The organism is Kitasatospora sp. NPDC088742 (genome assembly GCF_055584905.1).
In genome coordinates this window covers 13,949-30,560 of record NZ_JBVJLD010000065.1, presented here as the reverse complement: position 1 = coordinate 30,560, position 16,612 = coordinate 13,949, and the positions used below count along the sequence as shown (strand labels likewise).

Annotated in this window: 10 protein-coding genes; 5 read left to right on the top strand and 5 right to left on the bottom strand. The window is 72.2% G+C overall.

From position 1 onward, the window contains the following. Positions 1 to 25: 25 nt before the first annotated feature. From ACZ6ZR_RS34670 to ACZ6ZR_RS34650, 5 genes are read right to left on the bottom strand one after another with little or no spacing between them, the layout of a single operon-like run. Positions 26 to 2,011 (bottom strand): beta-galactosidase, encoded by a 1,986-nt coding sequence (locus ACZ6ZR_RS34670; protein WP_465649328.1) that lies wholly within the window; start codon positions 2,009 to 2,011, stop codon positions 26 to 28. Positions 2,012 to 2,036: 25 nt separating this feature from the next. Next, positions 2,037 to 3,065 (bottom strand): LacI family DNA-binding transcriptional regulator, encoded by a 1,029-nt coding sequence (locus ACZ6ZR_RS34665; RefSeq protein ID WP_465649326.1) that lies wholly within the window; start codon positions 3,063 to 3,065, stop codon positions 2,037 to 2,039. A gap of 14 nt (positions 3,066 to 3,079) precedes the next feature. Beyond that, complete coding sequence (locus ACZ6ZR_RS34660; protein WP_465649324.1) at positions 3,080 to 4,054, bottom strand: carbohydrate ABC transporter permease; 975 nt, start codon at positions 4,052 to 4,054, stop codon at positions 3,080 to 3,082. Beyond that, the gene (locus ACZ6ZR_RS34655) at positions 4,051 to 4,998 is read right to left on the bottom strand and encodes an ABC transporter permease (RefSeq protein WP_465649322.1); all 948 of its coding nucleotides are present in this window, start codon (positions 4,996 to 4,998) and stop codon (positions 4,051 to 4,053) included. Before ACZ6ZR_RS34655 ends, ACZ6ZR_RS34660 begins: the two co-directional genes overlap by 4 nt. Continuing rightward, positions 4,995 to 6,665: an ABC transporter substrate-binding protein gene (locus tag ACZ6ZR_RS34650; protein WP_465649321.1), complete on the bottom strand. Its 1,671-nt coding sequence runs from the start codon at positions 6,663 to 6,665 to the stop codon at positions 4,995 to 4,997. The genes ACZ6ZR_RS34655 and ACZ6ZR_RS34650 overlap by 4 nt, the downstream gene beginning before the upstream one ends. A gap of 219 nt (positions 6,666 to 6,884) precedes the next feature. Between ACZ6ZR_RS34650 and ACZ6ZR_RS34645 the strand changes: the two genes are divergently transcribed. The 5 genes from ACZ6ZR_RS34645 (at position 6,885) to ACZ6ZR_RS34625 (ending at position 16,610) form a co-directional block, all read left to right on the top strand. Next, positions 6,885 to 9,746 carry a glycoside hydrolase family 3 C-terminal domain-containing protein gene (locus ACZ6ZR_RS34645; RefSeq protein WP_465649319.1) on the top strand — a complete coding sequence of 954 codons (2,862 nt, stop codon included), beginning with the start codon at positions 6,885 to 6,887 and terminating at the stop codon, positions 9,744 to 9,746. 139 nt (positions 9,747 to 9,885) lie between these two features. Then, the gene (locus ACZ6ZR_RS34640) at positions 9,886 to 10,818 is read left to right on the top strand and encodes an acetylxylan esterase (protein ID WP_465649317.1); all 933 of its coding nucleotides are present in this window, start codon (positions 9,886 to 9,888) and stop codon (positions 10,816 to 10,818) included. A gap of 5 nt (positions 10,819 to 10,823) precedes the next feature. Continuing rightward, complete coding sequence (locus tag ACZ6ZR_RS34635) at positions 10,824 to 12,212, top strand: GH1 family beta-glucosidase (RefSeq protein WP_465649315.1); 1,389 nt, start codon at positions 10,824 to 10,826, stop codon at positions 12,210 to 12,212. After that, the gene (yicI, locus tag ACZ6ZR_RS34630; RefSeq protein WP_465649313.1) at positions 12,209 to 14,491 is read left to right on the top strand and encodes an alpha-xylosidase; all 2,283 of its coding nucleotides are present in this window, start codon (positions 12,209 to 12,211) and stop codon (positions 14,489 to 14,491) included. The genes ACZ6ZR_RS34635 and yicI overlap by 4 nt, the downstream gene beginning before the upstream one ends. A 136-nt stretch (positions 14,492 to 14,627) precedes the next feature. Beyond that, positions 14,628 to 16,610 (top strand): glycoside hydrolase family 31 protein, encoded by a 1,983-nt coding sequence (locus ACZ6ZR_RS34625; protein ID WP_465649306.1) that lies wholly within the window; start codon positions 14,628 to 14,630, stop codon positions 16,608 to 16,610. Positions 16,611 to 16,612 lie beyond the last annotated feature (2 nt).

Below are 16,612 nucleotides of genomic sequence, written 5' to 3'. Positions count from 1 at the left end.
CCTCGTCGGGGAGACGCGTGGGAGGTCAGCTCGCGCGCAGGACCGCGCAGCCGCCGGGTGCCAGCTCGCCCAGCTGCCGGTCCGTGAGCAGGTCGTGTCCCGGCCGGGGCAGCGGGACGGCCTCGGGGCGGTGGTTGAGCAGCAGGTGCCAGCTCCGGCCGTCCGGGGAGTGCCGGGTGACGGCTTCGACGCCCGGCGGCAGACCCGGCAGCTCGGGGGTGACCCCGGCCTCGGTGAGCAGCCGGCCCACCAGGGCGGCGTAGCCGGCGTCGTCGAGGCGGGTGGACAGGTACCAGCCGTGGCCGGAGCCGAAGGCGTGCCGGGTGAGCGCCGGGCGTCCGTCGAGCGTGCCGTGGGTGTAGGCGGCCAGCGTCTCGGCGCCCTCGGTGTGCAGCGACTCGCTCCAGGAGGCGGCCGCCGAGCCGTCGGAGAGCGTGATCCGCTCGCCCTCGGCGAGCGGGCGGTACTCCTCGACCCGGATGCCGAGCGCCTCGCGCAGCGGTGCGGCCGGGTAGCCGCCGATCCGGGCGTGCATCCGCCCGTCGACCATGCCGCTGAAGTGCTGCACGAGCAGGGTGCCACCGCCGGCCACGTAGCGGCGCAGGTTCTCGGCGCCCGCGTCGGTGAGGAGGAACAGGGCCGGGGCGATGACCAACTGACAGTGGCTCAGCTCGTCCTCGGGGTGGGCGAAGCCGGTGGTGACGCCGGCGTCCCACAGTGCCCGGTGGGCGCCGCGCAGTGCGGCGTAGTAGTCGAGCTCGGAGGACGGGAGCCCGTCCGTGTTCATCGCCCACCAGGCGTCCGGGTCGTGCAGGACCGCCACCTCGGTGCGGACGGTGGAGCCGGCGAGTTCGCCGAGCCGGGCGACGGCCTCCCCGGTCGCCGTGACCTCGCGGAAGATCCGGCTGTCGGGGCCGGCGTGCGGGACCATCGCCGAGTGCCACTGCTCGGCGCCCGCCCGGGACTGGCGCCACTGGAAGAACAGCGCCCCCTCCGAGCCGCGGGCGATGTGGGCGAGCGAGTGCCGCAGGATCTCCCCCGGCTCCTTGGGCAGGACGCGGCCGCCGGCGTAGACGGTGTTGGTCCCCTGCTCCATCAGCAGCCAGGGCTTGCCGCCCGCGAACGAGCGGGCGCGGTCGGCATCGAAGGCGGCCTGGGCGGCGGCGTCCACACCGGGTGCGACGGGATAGTGGTCGATGGAGACCAGGTCGACCTCGCGGCCGAAGGCCCACAGGTCCAGGGTCTGGTAGCCGGGCACCATGAGGTTGGTGGTCACCGGGCGGTCGCTGTGGGCGCGGATCGCGTCGCGCTGCTCGCGGTAGGCGGTGAGGGTCTCGTCGGACCAGAAGCGGCTGAAGTCCAGCGCCTGGCCGGGGTTGCGGTGCCACTGGCTCTCGCGGGGCGGCAGGACCTGCTCCCACGAGGTGTAGTGCTGGCTCCAGAAGGCCGTGCCCCAGGCCTCGTTGAGGGTCTCCAGCGATCCGTGGCGGGCCCGTAGCCAGACCCGGAAGGCGGCCGCGGTGTGGTCGCACAGGCAGAACGTCACGTACTCGTTGTGGACGTGCCACAGGGCGAGCGCCGGGTGGTCGCCGTAGCGTTCGGCGAGGGCGCCGGCGATGCGGAGGGCGGCCCGTCGGTAGGCGGGGGAGGTGAGGCAGTAGGTGTCGCGGCTGCCGTGGGTGAGGCGGGTGCCGTCCGGACGGACCGTCAGGGCGTCGGGGTGGGCGAGGGAGAACCAGGGCGGAGGGGAGGCGGTCGGGGTGGCGAGGTCGACGGCGACGCCGTTCGCGTGCAGGCGGTCGAGGTGGGCGTCGAGCCAGCCGAAGTCGTACCGGCCCTCCTCGGGCTCCAGCAGGGCCCAGGAGAAGACGCCCACGGTGGCGAGGTTGACCCTCGCCCGGCGCATCAGTTCGTCGTCCTGCTTCCAGACCTGCCCGTCCCACTGCTCGGGGTTGTAGTCCCCGCCGAAGGCGAGGCCGCCGAGCCGGTCGGTGAGCCGTCGGATGTCCATCTGGGAGCCGCCCTTCCGGGGGGTGTCAGGTACGGTGCGGGGCCGGTGCGGTGCTTTCACGGACCCTCAGTTCTGGTGCCGTCAAGCGGAGTTGGTCCTCCGGCAGGGAGCCCGCAGCGGTCGTGGCGATCCTCGCCACCACCTGCTGGACGGCGATCTGTCCGAGGTCCCTGCCCGGGCTGGTCACGGAGGTGAGCCGGGGGGAGTGCTGTTCGGCCAGCGGGTCGGGGCAGATGGCGATGACGGAGGCGTCCTCCGGCACCGTCCGCCCGCCGGCGCGCAGCAGGGTGAGCAGCGGGCCGATGGCGTTCTCGTTCTGCACCACGAACCCGGTGGTCTCCGGGCGGTCCGCGAGGATGCGGGCCAGGGTGCCGGCGGTGCTCTGGTAGCTGCCCTCGCACGGCCGGTGGAGGAAGCGCAGGCCGCGCTGCTCCGCGCGGGCGCGGAAGCCGTTCAGGGTGCGTTCGGCGTAGCCGGCGTGCCGTTGGTAGACGCCGTTGCTGTAGCCGATGAAGGCGATGTCGCGGTGGCCGAGGCCGGCCAGGTGGTCGGCGCACAGGGCGCCGGCGGTGGTGAAGTCGTGGTCGACGCAGGAGAGGCCGCCGGGATCGTCGGGCAGGCCGATGAGGGCGGCCGGGATCGCCTCGGCGCGCAGGACCGGGACGCGGTCGTCGTCCAGCCGGACGTCCATCAGGATGACGCCGTCGGCGAGTCCGGTGGCGGCGACCCGGCGGACGCCTTCGGGCCCCTCGTCGTTGGTGAGCAGCAGGACGTCGTAGCCGTGTTCGCGGGCGGCCACGGTGACCGCGATGGCGATCTCCATCATGGTGGGCACGTGCACCTCGGGGTGGAGCGGCACGACCAGCGCGATGACGTGCGAGCGTTTGCCCGCCAGGGCGCGGGCGCCCGCGTGGGGGTGGTAGCCGAGCACCGTGACGGCCCGTTCGATGCGGATCCGGGTCTCGTCGGAGATCGGACGCTTGCCGCTGAGTGCGTAGCTGACCGTGCTGGACGAGACGCCGGCGTGTCTGGCCACATCGGCGAGTGTCACCATCGCACTGCTTCCTTTCAGCCCTTGATGGCGCCGGTCAGCACACCGGCGCGCAGGTGCTTCTGCACGAACGGGTACACGATCACCAGCGGTACCAGGGTCAGGACCACGACGGCCATCTGCAGCGACAGCGGGGCGGTCTGCACCTGGGTGTTCCCGAAGCCGGAGTTGACCGAGCCGGGCAGGCCGTTCGCCCGGTTGACGTAGGTGAGCAACACGTACTGGAGCGGCCACTTCTGACTGTCCGTCGGCATGTAGAGCATGACGTTGAAGAAGGAGTTCCAGTACCCGACGGCGTAGAACAGCGCGGTGACGGCGGTGACGGCGCGGGAGGTGGGCAGGACGACGGACCACAGGATCCGCCAGTCCCCGGCGCCGTCGATCCGGGCCGCGTCGATCAGTTCGGAGGAGGTGTCCTGGTAGAAGGCGCGCAGCACCAGGATGTTGAAGACCGAGACCGCGCTCGGCAGGATCAGCGCCCACCACTGGCCGTAGCCGCCCAGCCCGGTGACCACCAGGAAGCTCGGGATCAGGCCGCCGCTGATGAACATCGTGACGATGAGCAGCAGCAGGAGGAAGCGGTGCCCGACGGAGCGCGGCCGGGAGAGGCCGTAGGCGCAGAGCACGGAGACCACCATGGAGATCGCGGTGCCGACCACGGTGATGCCCAGGCTCACCACCAGTGCGGTGACGACCGTCGGGTCGCTGAGCATCAGCCGGTACGGCTCGGCGGTGAGGCCGTCCGGCCAGATCACCAGGCCGCCGGCCCGGTTGATGGCTCCGGGGGTGGAGAAGCTGGTCAGGACGATGATCCAGAGCGGGACCAGGATGACGGCGAGCGTCGCGCCCAGCGTGAGCCCCTTGGCGGTCCGGCCGACGGCGGTGGGCGGCTCCTCCCAGGGCGGTCGGGAGGAGCGGGCCCGGCGGCGGGAGGCCGCGGCGGCGGTGCGGCGCTTCTCGCGCCGGGAGGCGATGGTGAGTGCGTTGGTCATTTCCGGTACAGCCCGTCCTCGCCGAAGGCGTGCGCCAGCTTGTTGGCACCCCAGATGAGCAGGAGCGAGACCACGCTCTTGAAGAGCCCGGCCGCTGCGCCGTAGCTGTAGCCGCCGGTGGCGATGCCGTAGTAGAAGGAGAAGGTGTCCAGGACGTCGGCGGATTCGTGGCCGACGGCCTCGCGTTGGATCAGGAACTGCTCGAAGCCGACGGACAGCGCGTTGCCCAGCCGCAGCACCAGCATCAGCACGATCACCCCGCGCAGGCCCGGCAGGGTGATGTGCCACATCCGCCGGAACCGGCCGGCCCCGTCCGCCGCCGCCGCCTCGTAGAGCTCGCTGTTGATCGCGCTCAGCGCGGCGAGGAAGACGATGATCCCCCAGCCCGCCTCCTTCCAGATGGTCTGGGAGGTGACCAGCAGAGCGAAGGTGTCCGGGTTGGTCATGATGTCCCAGGTGCCGATGTCGTGCCGGCGCAGGAACTGGTTGAGCACACCGGCGCCGCCCAGCATCTGCTGGAAGATCGTGATCGCCAGCACCCAGGAGAAGAAGTGCGGCAGGTAGACCACGGACTGGAAGAAGTTGCGGATCCGCTCGCTCATCACCGAGTTGAGCAGCAGGGCCAGCGCGATCGGGACGGGGAAGAAGAGGACCAGCTGGACGAAGCTGAGGTACACCGTGTTCCTCATCGCCGCCCAGAACGCCGGATCGCCGAGGAGCTGCTGGAACTGGTCGAAGCCGACCCACTCGCTGTGCCAGACCCCGACCAGCGGGTCGTACTCCTGGAAGGCGGTGGCGATGCCGAACAGCGGGACGTAGTTGAACACCAGCAGGAGGACGACCGCCGGCACCGTCATCAGCAGGAGCGACTTGTCGCGGCGCAGCCTGGTCCGCCAGGTGAGGCGCGCGGGGCCGGCCGGGTGCTCGGGTGCCGTGGTGCTCACTGGCCGGTGCCGTACTTCTCGAGGACGTTCTCGGTCATCCACTTCTTGAGCCGCTCCCCGGGGCCGGAGCGCCAGCCGGCGATGGCCTCCTGCACGTCGGAGACCTTCTTCTTGCCGTGGTAGCAGTCCTTGAGGGTGTCGTTGACGCTCTGCGCGGCCGCCGCCGTGGTGATGGCCTGCGGCATGCTCAGGTTCATGCCCCAGAAGAGCGGCTTGGTGAGGTACTTGACGTTGGCGGCCGACCAGCTCGCGTAGTCCCTGGTGACCTGCTCGCCGCCCGGGTTGCTGGTCACGGACGGGGCGGCAGCCAGGAACTGGTAGCTCGTCACCTGGACGTCCTTCTTCCCCTCCTCCGTGTAGGTCGGCACGCCGTTCACCCGGGTGTGGTGGACGCCCTCGACGCCGAAGTTGACCATGGTGTACTCGGCCGTGCCGTAGGGTGCGGCGAGGTAGTTCGCGACGGCGAGCAGTTCCTCGATCTGAGCCGGCTTCAGATTGGCGTTGAGGTAGCTGATCATGCTGGCGGCGGCGCCCATGTAGATCACCGGCGTGCCCTGGCCGCCGGCGGTGATGGCGTTGAGGGCGCCGCGCCGGTAGTTGGGGTCCGCGGCGGTTCCGGACTGGTGGTCGGCCAGGTTCCAGGCGCCCAGTCCGCCGCCTCCGACGAGCGTCTTGCCGCTGTAGAAGCGGGTGGACGAGTTGGCGACGTCACCGGCGAGCGCGTCCGGGTGCATGTAGCCGGAGTTGGCCAGGCGGTTGTGCCAGTCGAGGGCTTCCAGGAACTCCTGGGTCTCGAACGGGTGGACCAGCTTGCCGTTGTCGATCCTCCACTTCATGGGGACGTCCCAGGAGAACTGGAGGTAGGTCCACACGTCGTCGAAGGCCCAGACGCCCCGCTTGGCGTCGGTCAGTTCCTTGCCGAGGTTCATCAGGTCGGCGGCGGACTTGACCTGGTCGGCGGTGATGCCCCGGGCTTCGAGGACGTCCCGGCGGTAGAAGGTGGCGCCGGGGATGCCGAAGCTGGTGGAGAAGCAGGGGATCCCGTAGAGCTTGTCGCCCCAGACGCCGTGCTGCCAGGCGCCGGTGGGCAGGGCGGCCAGGTTGGGGTACTTCTTGATGTTGTCGCCGGACAGGTAGGGGGTCAGGTCCGCGAGCTGGGAGCCGGCCAGGCCACCGGTGTTGAAGTTGTCGTTCAGCCACGACGGCAGGTTGATCCAGTCCGGCAGCTTCTTGGCGGCCGTCATGGTCGGGATGATGGTGTTGTAGTTGATCCCGTCCGTCGGCTTGACGGTCAGGTCGACCCCGAGGGCCTTGTTCATCGCCTGGTAGAAGGAGTTGTCGATCGGCGGGGTGGTGCCCCACAACGGGGTGACGGCCGTGTAGCTGCCGCCCTTGCCGGGTACGCCGGAGACGGTGGTGGGCGGCGAGGCGGGGTAGGCGAGGTAGGCCGGGTCGGTCGCGGCGTCGCCCGAACCCCGCACGGGGGCTATGTCCGGCTCGACCGCGTTGGTGTTCGGCACGTAGGCCGGCAGGGCGGCCTTCAGACCCTCCTGGGTGTTCACCCCGGTCTTCTTGCCGGAGCCGCCGCCACAGGCGGACAGCACAGGCGCCATCGCGGCGGCTCCCGCGACCGTGGCGGCGGTGGTCAGGAAGCTCCTTCGGTTCAACCCGGATCTCATGATGGCGTGGCCTCTCTGGTCAGCACGGTCGAAGTGTCGAAGCGCTTGCATGTTTCGGCGAGACTAACGACGCGTTACCTATTGGGCAAGAGCCTGAACAAATGAAAACCCTTTGCTGCCAAGGCAGTTGACAGGCCTGCTGGATCATGCCAGCGTCGAAGCGCTTCGATATCTGATCCCCACCAGCCCGCCCGAGGGGTGTTCCACGTGAGTTCCGCGCCTGCGCCTGCCGCCGGTCTGCCCGTCTTCCGCAATCCCACGCTTCCCCTGCGCAAGCGTGTCGACGACCTGCTCGACCGGCTGACGCCCGACGAGCGGCTGGCGATGCTGCACCAGTACGCACCGGCCGTCCCCCGTCTGGGAGTTGCCCCGTTCCGCACCGGCAGCGAGGCGCTGCACGGCGTCTCCTGGCTCGGGGAGGCGACCGTCTTCCCGCAGGCCGTCGGCCTCGGCGCGAGCTGGGACGAGGACCTCCTGCACCGGGTCGCCGAGGCGGTCTCGGTCGAGCTGCGCGCCTTCCACCACCACCGCCCCGCGGTGATCGCCCCCGACCGCGGCCCGATCAGCCTCCAGGCCTGGGCACCGGTGCTCAACCTGCTGCGCGATCCCCGCTGGGGCCGCAACGAGGAGGGCTACTCCGAGGACCCGGTGCACACCGCCCGGCTCGGCGAGGCGTACTGCCGCGGCCTGGCCGGGGACCACCCGGCCTACCTGCGCTCGGCGCCCGTGCTCAAGCACTTCCTCGCCTACAACAACGAGGACGACCGCTGCACCACCTCCTCCGCGCTGCGCCCGCGGGTGCTGCACGAGTACGACCTGGCCGCCTTCCGCCCGGTGGTCGCCTCCGGCGCCGCCACCGGCGCGATGGCCGCCTACAACCTGGTCAACGGCCGCCCCTGTCACGTCAGTCCGCTGATCGAGGCCGAGCTGCGCCGCTGGGCCCGGCCGACCGGCCACGAGCTCTTCGTGGTCAGCGACGCCGAGGCGCCGTCCAACCTGGTCGACCCCGAGTGCTACTTCGACGACCACGCCGAGGGCCACGCGGCCGCGCTCAAGGCGGGCATCGACAGCTTCACCGACCACAACGACGACAGCGAGACTCCGGTCGGCCGGCTGCGCGAGGCGCTGGAACGCGGTCTGATCGAGCAGGACGACGTGGACCGCGCCGTCCGCCGGCAGCTCGAACTACGCTTCCGCCTGGGCGAGTTCGACCCCGAGGAGGACCCGTACGCCGGGATCGGCCCGGAGGTCGTCAACTCGCCCGAGCACCAGGCCCTGGCCCGCGAGGCCGCCACCGGCTCGGCGGTGCTGCTGAAGAACGACGGCCTGCTGCCGCTGGAGGTGGCCCGCAGCCCGCGGATCGCCGTGATCGGCCCGCTCGCCGACACCCTCTTCGAGGACTGGTACAGCGGCACCCTGCCCTACCAGGTCACCGTCGCCGACGGCCTGACCGCCGCCCTGGACGGGAACGGCGGCGAGGTGGTCCGGGTCGAGGGCAGTGACCGGATCATCCTGCGCTCGCGCACCACCGGCGAACCGCTCGGCAAGTCCGCCTTCGACCTGACCGACTGGGGCGGTGGCGCCTCCACCCTGCGCGCCGCCGACACCGGCCGCTACCTCTGCCTCCAGGACGACGACACCCTGGCCGCCGAGCAGAGCGTCATCAAGAGCTGGTTCGTCAAGGAGACCTTCCGGCTCGAACCGGCGGGCCCGGACACCGTGCTGCTGCGCTCGGTGTTCACCGGCAGGTACGCCGCCGTGGACCCGGCCGACGGCCGGGTGGTCTTCACCGCCGAGGACGCGGCCGGGGCGGAGCACTGGGAGCGCGAACTGCTGCGCGACGGCGCGGCCGAGGCCCGGGCGGCCGCCGCGACGGCGGACGTCGCCGTCGTGGTGCTCGGCAACCACCCGCTGATCAACGGCCGGGAGACCGAGGACCGCGCGGACACCGCCCTGCCCGCCGGGCAGGAGGAACTGCTGCGTGCCGTCGCGTCCGTCCGCCCGGACACCGCGCTGGTGGTGATGAGCAGCTACCCGTACGCCGTGGACTGGGCCGACGCGAACCTGCCCGCCGTGCTGTGGACCTCGCACGGCGGGCAGGAGACCGGCCACGCGCTGGCCGACGTGCTGCTCGGCGCGGCCGACCCGGCCGGGCGTCTGCCGCAGACCTGGTACCGCGGCGACGACACCCTGCCCGCGCCGCTCGACTACGACGTCATCAAGGCCGGCTGGACCTACCAGTACCACCAGGCCGCGCCGCTCTACCCGTTCGGACACGGCCTCTCCTACACCGAGTTCGACCACCGCGAGCCCCGGCTCTCCCAGCCGTCGATCGGCCAGGAGGGCTCCCTCGACCTGACGCTGACCGTGGCCAACACCGGCGAGCGGGCCGGCACCGAGGTGGTCCAGCTCTACGTCCGGGCCCTGGACGCCCGCTACCACGCGCCCCGGCTGCGCCTGGCCGACTTCGCCAAGCTGCGTCTGGAGGCGGGCGAGAGCCGGGAGTTGACGTTCCGTCTGCCGGCCGATCGGCTCGCCCACTGGGACGTGACCACCAGTGCGTTCACCGTCGACCCCGGCGCGTACGAGCTGGTCGTCGGCCGCTCGGCCGAGCACCCCGTGCTGACCGTGCCGCTCACCGTGACCGGCCCGGAGCCCGCGCCGCGCACCGTGCTGGACCACCGGACCCTGGCGGCGGACTTCGACGACCACGAGAACGCCGCCATCGTCGACGCCACCCGCATCGACGGCGACGCCCTCACCCCGGCCGACCCCGCCCGGCCCGCGACCCTGCTCTTCCGGGCGGTGGACCTCTCCGGCGCCGTCCGGGTCGAGGCCGAGACGGCCCGCGCGGAGGCCGGCCCCGGTGAGGCGCGGATCGAGTTCCGCACCGGTGACCAACTGCTGGCCGCGCTCGAGGTGCCCGTCACCGGAGGCCCGTACACCTGGACCACCATCGGCGCCGGGCCGGCCGCCCCGCCGGTCGGACGGCACGACCTGCGCGTGGTCCTGCACGGCGCGGTGCGGCTGACCGCCTTCCGCTTCCACACCTTCGGCACGGCCGGCTGAGCCCGCCGTCCCGAAGACCGGCGGCCCGCCCACGGCGGTGGGCCGCCGCCCACCCATCAGCCCCGCCACCATCCAGCGAGGAACCCCCATGCCGCCCATCGATCCCGGAAGCGACGAACTCGCCACCTACCAACCTGATTTGACGGAACCTGAGGACTTCGACGCGTTCTGGCGGCGCACCCTGGCCGAGGCCCGGTCGCACGACTGCGCGGTCAAGGTCGAGCGGGTCACCGAGGAGTACCTGCTGCGCACCGTCGAGGTCGACGACGTGCGCCTCCCCGGCTGGAACGGCGAGCCGGTGGCCGCCTGGCTGCTGCGCCCGCGCGGCGCCACCGGGCCGCTTCCCGTCGTGATCACCTACATCGGCTACTCCGGCGGGCGCGGCCTGCCCACCGAGCACCTGTTCTGGTCCGCCGCCGGGTACGCCCAACTGGTGGTCGACAGCCGGGGCATGGGGCATGCCACCCCGGACCGGGGCGAGGGCGACGGCACCCAGTGGGCCGAGGGCTTCATGACCAAGGGCATCGAATCGCCCGACACCCACTTCTACCGCCGGCTGATGACGGACTGCGTGCTCGCCGTGGACGCGGTCGCCCAGCTCCCCGGCCTCGACCCGGACCGGATCGTCCTGGCCGGCGCCAGCCAGGGCGGCGGCCTCGCCCTCGCCGTCGCCGGACTCACCGGGGACCGGGTGGCCGCGGTGATGCCGGACGTGCCGTTCCTGTGCCACTACCGGGAGGGCGCGCAGACCTCTCTGGACGGCCCGTACCAGGAGCTCGTCAAGTACCTGCGCTGGCACAGCCGCGACCGCGCCCAGCAGACCTTCGCGACCCTCGCCTACTTCGACGGGGTCAACTTCGCCCGGCGGGCGACCGCCCCGGCGCTGTTCAGCGTCGGCATGATGGACCCGGTCTGCCCGCCGCAGACGGTCTACGCCGCCTTCAACCGCTACGCGGGCGAGGACCGGACCATGACGGTCTGGCCGTTCGCCGACCACTCCGGCGGCTGCGGCTCCACCCCGCCCACCCAGCTCGCCTGGCTGCGCGACCGCAGGCTCGCGCCGGAGCGGTGACCGCCATGCACAGTCGACTCCCGGCCGGGTTCACCTTCGGCGCGGCCACCGCCGCCTACCAGATCGAGGGCGCCCACGACACGGACGGCCGCGGCCCGTCCATCTGGGACACCTTCAGCCACACCCCCGGCCGCACCCTGAACGGCGACACCGGCGACACCGCCTGCGACCACTACCACCGCTACCCCGAGGACGTCGCCCTGCTGCGCGGCCTCGGCGTGGACGGCTACCGCTTCTCGATCTCCTGGTCCCGGCTGCTCCCGCAGGGCACCGGGGCGGTCAACGCCAAGGGCCTGGACTTCTACGACCGGCTGATCGACGAGCTGCTCGCCGCCGGGATCGCCCCCGCCGTCACCCTCTACCACTGGGACCTGCCGCAGGCCCTGGAAGACCGAGGGGGCTGGCGGGTGCGGGAGACCGCCGAGGCGTTCGCCGGCTACGCGGCGCTGGCGGCCGAGCGCTACGGCGACCGGGTGGAGCGCTGGATCACCCTCAACGAGCCCTACTGCTCCGCCTTCGTGGGCTACGCCGAGGGGCGGCACGCCCCCGGTGCCCGGGAGGGCCGGGGCGCGCTGGCCGCCGCCCACCACCTGCTGGTGGCCCACGGCCTGGCGGTGTGTCAGCTGCGCGCGGCCGGTGCCCGGGAGGTCGGCATCACCCTCAACCTCGACCGCATCCGTACCGTCTCGGCCTTCCCCGAGGACCGGGCCGCGCTGCGCCGGGCCGAGGTGCTGCACAACGAGGTCTGGACCGAGCCGCTGCTGGCCGGCCGCTACCCCGCGCTGGAGGCCGAGACCTGGGGAGGACTGGCCGACGGCCCCTGGCGGCTTCCCGGCGACCTCGGACTCATCGGTGCCCCGCTGGACTTCCTGGGCGTCAACTTCTACCGCCCGATCACCGTGGCCGCCTCCGCGCACCGCGAAGCCGACCCCGAGCGCCGCACCGCCGTGGACATCGGCGTCACCGAGCTCGACCCCTACCCGGGCTGCCGGACCACCATGGGCTGGCCGGTGGTCCCGGAGGCGTTCACCGAGCTGCTGGTCGACCTCGACTCCCGCTACCCCACGCTGCCGCCGGTCTGGATCACCGAGAACGGCTGCGCCGAGGCCGACACCGTCGGCCCCGACGGCGTGGTGCACGACCCGGAGCGGATCGACTACCTCGCGGACCATCTCGCCGCCGTCGCCGACGCGGTGGCGGCCGGGGTGGACGTCCGCGGCTACTACGTCTGGTCCCTGCTGGACAACTACGAATGGGCGCGCGGCTACAGCCAGCGCTTCGGCCTGGTCCACGTCGCCCCCGACACCCTGACCCGCACGCCCAAGGACAGCTACCACTGGTACCGGGGCCTGATCACCGCGCACCGAGCGCGGACGGAGGATTCCATCCGATGAAGTTCACCGACGGCTACTGGCTGATGCGGCCCGGCTGCACCGCGCGCTACGCCACCGAGGTCGCCGACGTCCGGGCCGACGACCACCGGATGACCCTCTACGCGCCCGTCAAGCACGTGACCAAGCGCGGCGACACGCTCAACAGCCCGCTGCTGACGGTCGACTGCTGGTCCCCCGCGGAGGGCGTGATCGGCGTGCGGGTCACCCACCACGCCGGATCGGTGCGCAGCGGACCGGAGTTCGCCCTGCCCGGCACCGAGCCGGGCAGCGGCAAGGTCCGCCGGGACGGCACGCTGGCCGAGCTGAGCGCCGGTGAGCTGACCCTGAGGGTGGACACCTCGGGGCCCTGGCAGCTGGAGTTCTCGGCCGGAGGCAAGGTGCTGACCACGGTCGGCGAGCGCGGCACCGGCTTCGTCACCGACGCCGACGGGCGGCACTTCATGCTCGGTCAGCTCTCGCTCGGGGTGGGCGAGTTGGTCTACGGCCTGGGCGAGCGGTTCACCCCGTTCACCCGCAACGGCCAGGTGGTGGACATCTGGCAGGCGGACGGCGGCACCACCAGCGAGCAGTCCTACAAGAACATCCCGTTCCACCTGACCAACCGGGGCTACGGCGTCTTCGTCAACCACGCCGGCAAGGTCAGCTACGAGGTCGGCTCCGAGTCGGTCGGCCAGGTGCAGTTCAGCGTCGAGGACCAGTCGCTGGAGTTCTTCGTCGTCCACGGCCCGGACCCGAAGCGGGTGTTGGAGCGCTACACCGCGCTCACCGGTCGCCCCGCCCTGCCGCCGGCCTGGGCGCTGGGTCTCTGGCTGACCACCTCCTTCACCACCGACTACGACGAGGCCACCGTCAACCGCTTCGTCGGCGGCATGGCCCAGCGCGGCATCCCGCTGAGCGTCTTCCACCTGGACTGCTTCTGGATGCGCGAGTACCAGTGGTCCGACTTCGAGTGGGACGCCGACACCTTCCCCGACCCGGCCGGCATGCTGGCCCGGCTCAAGCAGCAGGGGCTGAGGATCTCGGCCTGGATCAACCCGTACATCGCGCAGAAGTCCAAGCTGTTCGAGGAGGGCACGCGCCAGGGGTACCTGGTCCGCCGCGCGGACGGCACCGTCTGGCAGTGGGACCTCTGGCAGCCCGGCATGGCCCTGGTCGACTTCACCAACCCCGCCGCCACCGACTGGTACATCTCCAAACTGCGCCCGCTGCTGGACCAGGGGGTGGACTGCTTCAAGACCGACTTCGGCGAGCGCATCCCCACCGACGTCCTCTGGCACGACGGCTCCGACCCGGAGCTGATGCACAACTACTACACCCACCTCTACAACAAGGCCGTCTTCGACCTGCTGCGCGAAGTGCGCGGCGAAGGCGAGGCGCTGCTGTTCGCCCGCTCCGCCACCGCCGGCGGCCAGCAGTACCCCGTGCACTGGGGCGGCGACTGCGAATCGCACTTCAACGCGATGGCCGAGTCGCTGCGCGGCGGGCTCTCCCTCGGCCTGTCCGGCTTCGGCTTCTGGAGCCACGACATCGGCGGCTTCGAGGGCACCCCGACCCCGACCGTCTTCAAGCGCTGGGTCCAGTTCGGCCTGCTCTCCTCGCACAGCCGCCTGCACGGCAGCAACTCCTACCGGGTCCCGTGGGACTACGGCGACGAAGCCGTGGACGTCACCCGCGAGTTCACCCTGCTCAAGCACCGCCTCGCCCCCTACCTCCAGCGCGCCGCCCAGCAGGCCCACGCCACCGGCATCCCGGTGATGCGCGCCATGCTGCTGGAGTTCCCCGCCGACCCCGCCGCCCACACCCTGGACCGGCAGTACCTGCTCGGTGACGACCTGCTGGTCGCCCCGGTGTTCACCGACGACGGCACGGTCGAGTACTACGTGCCCGAGGGCACCTGGACCAACGTCCTGACCGGCGACCGGATCACCGGCCCGCACTGGGTGCGCGAGCAGCACGGCTTCCACACCCTGCCGCTGCTGGCCCGCCCCGACTCGGTCATCCCGCTCGGCGCCGACGACCAACGCCCGGTCTCCGACTGGGCGGACGGCATCGAGCTGCTGGTGCACGAGTTCACCGACGGCGCCGAGCGCACCGTGCCGATCCCGCGCTCCGACGGCCCCGGCGAGGCGGCCCGATTCCACCTCACCCGCACCGGCGACCGCCTGCTGGTGACCACCGACAGCCCGCTCCCGTGGCGGCTGCGCACCGGCGGCCCCGACGGCACCCTGCACAGCCTCCCGGCCGGCACCGGCCAGGCGGACTTCCCGTACCAGGTCTGAACCCGTGCGGCAGGCGGGCCCCACGCCGGGGCCCGCCTGCCGCACGCTCCTTTCGGACCGGCATCCGGTCGCGCGCCGCACCGGAGCGGCGACCGGCCCTGCGCACCCACCACCTGACACGAACAGGGGAACCACCTTGTCCTACCGCATCCGCGCAGGCGGGCTGGAGCGGCACACCGCCGCGGAGATCCTCCGCATCGAGCCCTGGGGACCGGAAGCCGTCCGGGTGCGGGCCTCGGCCGGGGTCCTCGACCCCGCCGCCCCCGGCGCGCTCGGGAGCCCGCCGCCCGCTCCCGGTGCGCGGCTGTCCGCCTCGGACGACGGCTCCGCCCGGTTGGTCAACGGCCTCCTCGCCGTCGAGGCCTCGCCGGACGGGCGGCTGACGTTCCGTCACGCCGGTTCCGGTCGCGAACTCCTGGCGGAGCGCAACCCGCCCGCGCACCCCGGCGGCCCCCGGGTCCACGGTGCCGGCGGCCGCACGGAGCAGCGCTTCGAGGCCTACGACGGCGAGCGGCTGCACGGCCTGGGGCAGCATCCGCACGGGCGGCTGGACCAGAAGGGCTGCGTGCTCGATCTCCTCCAGAGCAACACCGTGGCCGTGGTCCCCTTCCTGCACTCCTCGCGCGGCTACGGACTGCTGTGGAACAACCCCGCCACCGGCCGGGTCGAACTCGGCACCGACACCACGCGGTGGACCGCCGACGCCGGCGGCCGCATCGACTACTGGATCACCGCCGGAGACACCCCGGCCCGGATCCTGGACTCCTACACCCTGGCCACCGGCCGCCCGCCGCTCCTGCCGGACTGGGCGTCCGGCTTCTGGCAGTCGAAGCTGCGCTACCGCACCCAGGACGAACTGCTCGCGGTGGCACGGCAGTACGCGGAGCGCGGACTGCCGCTGTCGGTCATCGTCTGCGACTTCTTCCACTGGCCGCGGATGGGGGACTGGCGCTTCGAGGAGAAGGAGTGGCCCGATCCCGCCGCCCTGGTACGGGAGTTGGCGGACCTCGGGGTGCGACTCGCCGTCTCGGTGTGGCCCACCGTCGAATCCGGCAGCGACACCCACGACGAACAGCGCACCGCCGGGCACCTGGTGCGGGACGTGGACGGCGCCCTGCTCACCTACCCATGGCCGTCCCGGTACGCCGGGGACGCGCTGATCCGCCCGATGGCCTACTACGACGCCACCCACCCCGGTGCACGCGCCGCGCTGTGGCAGCGGCTCGACGCCAACTACCGCTCGCACGGGGTGGCGTGCTTCTGGCTGGACGCCTGCGAGCCCGACCTGCCGCCGGACCGCGCCGCGCGCGCCGTCTACGCCGCCGGCCCGGCCGCCGCTGCCGCGAACCTCTACCCGCTGGAGCACGTCCGCGCGGTGGCGGACGGTCTGCGCGCGGCGGGGGAGGACCGGCCGCTGTCGCTGGTCCGCTCGGCCTGGGCGGGCAGCCAACGGCACGGCGCCCTGCTGTGGTCCGGCGACATCCCCACCACCTTCGACTCCCTCGGGCGGCAGATCAGGGCCGGACTGAACGTCGCGATGAGCGGCATCCCCTGGTGGACCACCGACATCGGCGGCTTCTTCGGCGGTGACCCGGACGACCCCGCCTACCGCGAGCTGATGATCCGTTGGTTCCAGTACGGCACCTTCAGCCCCGTCATGCGGCTGCACGGGGACCGCAGGCCCAACTACCCGGCCTTCTCCACCGACATGACCGGCGGGCCGAACGAGGTCTGGTCGTACGGAGAGGAGGCGTACGGCATCCTCCGCGACCACCTGATGCTGCGCGAGCGTCTGCGCCCCTACCTGCGCGGGCTCTCCGAGGAGGCCCACCGCACCGGCGCCCCGCCGATGCGCCCGCTGTTCTTCGCCTTCCCCGAGGACGAGCACGCCTGGGAGGTGGACGACCAGTTCCTGCTGGGCCCCGACGTGCTGGTGGCGCCCGTGTACGAGGCCGGCGCCCGGACCCGCCGGGTGTACCTGCCCTCCGGCGCCCGCTGGCTCGACCCGGCCACCGGGCAGGTGTCCGAAGGCGGCACCACGATCGAGGCCGACGCCCCGTTGGAGCGCATCCCCGTCTTCGTGCGCGAGGGGGCCGAGGTCGCACCGGTCCTGCGCTGACC

What these genes read in the sequence shown, in the direction of transcription:
- ACZ6ZR_RS34670 (WP_465649328.1), bottom strand. Translation starts at nt 2,011, where the DNA reads ATGGACATCCGACGGCTCACCGACCGGCTCGGCGGCCTCGCCTTCGGC.
- ACZ6ZR_RS34665 (WP_465649326.1), bottom strand. Translation starts at nt 3,065, where the DNA reads ATGGTGACACTCGCCGATGTGGCCAGACACGCCGGCGTCTCGTCCAGC.
- ACZ6ZR_RS34660 (WP_465649324.1), bottom strand. Translation starts at nt 4,054, where the DNA reads ATGACCAACGCACTCACCATCGCCTCCCGGCGCGAGAAGCGCCGCACC.
- ACZ6ZR_RS34635 (WP_465649315.1), top strand. Translation starts at nt 10,824, where the DNA reads ATGCACAGTCGACTCCCGGCCGGGTTCACCTTCGGCGCGGCCACCGCC.
- yicI (WP_465649313.1), top strand. Translation starts at nt 12,209, where the DNA reads ATGAAGTTCACCGACGGCTACTGGCTGATGCGGCCCGGCTGCACCGCG.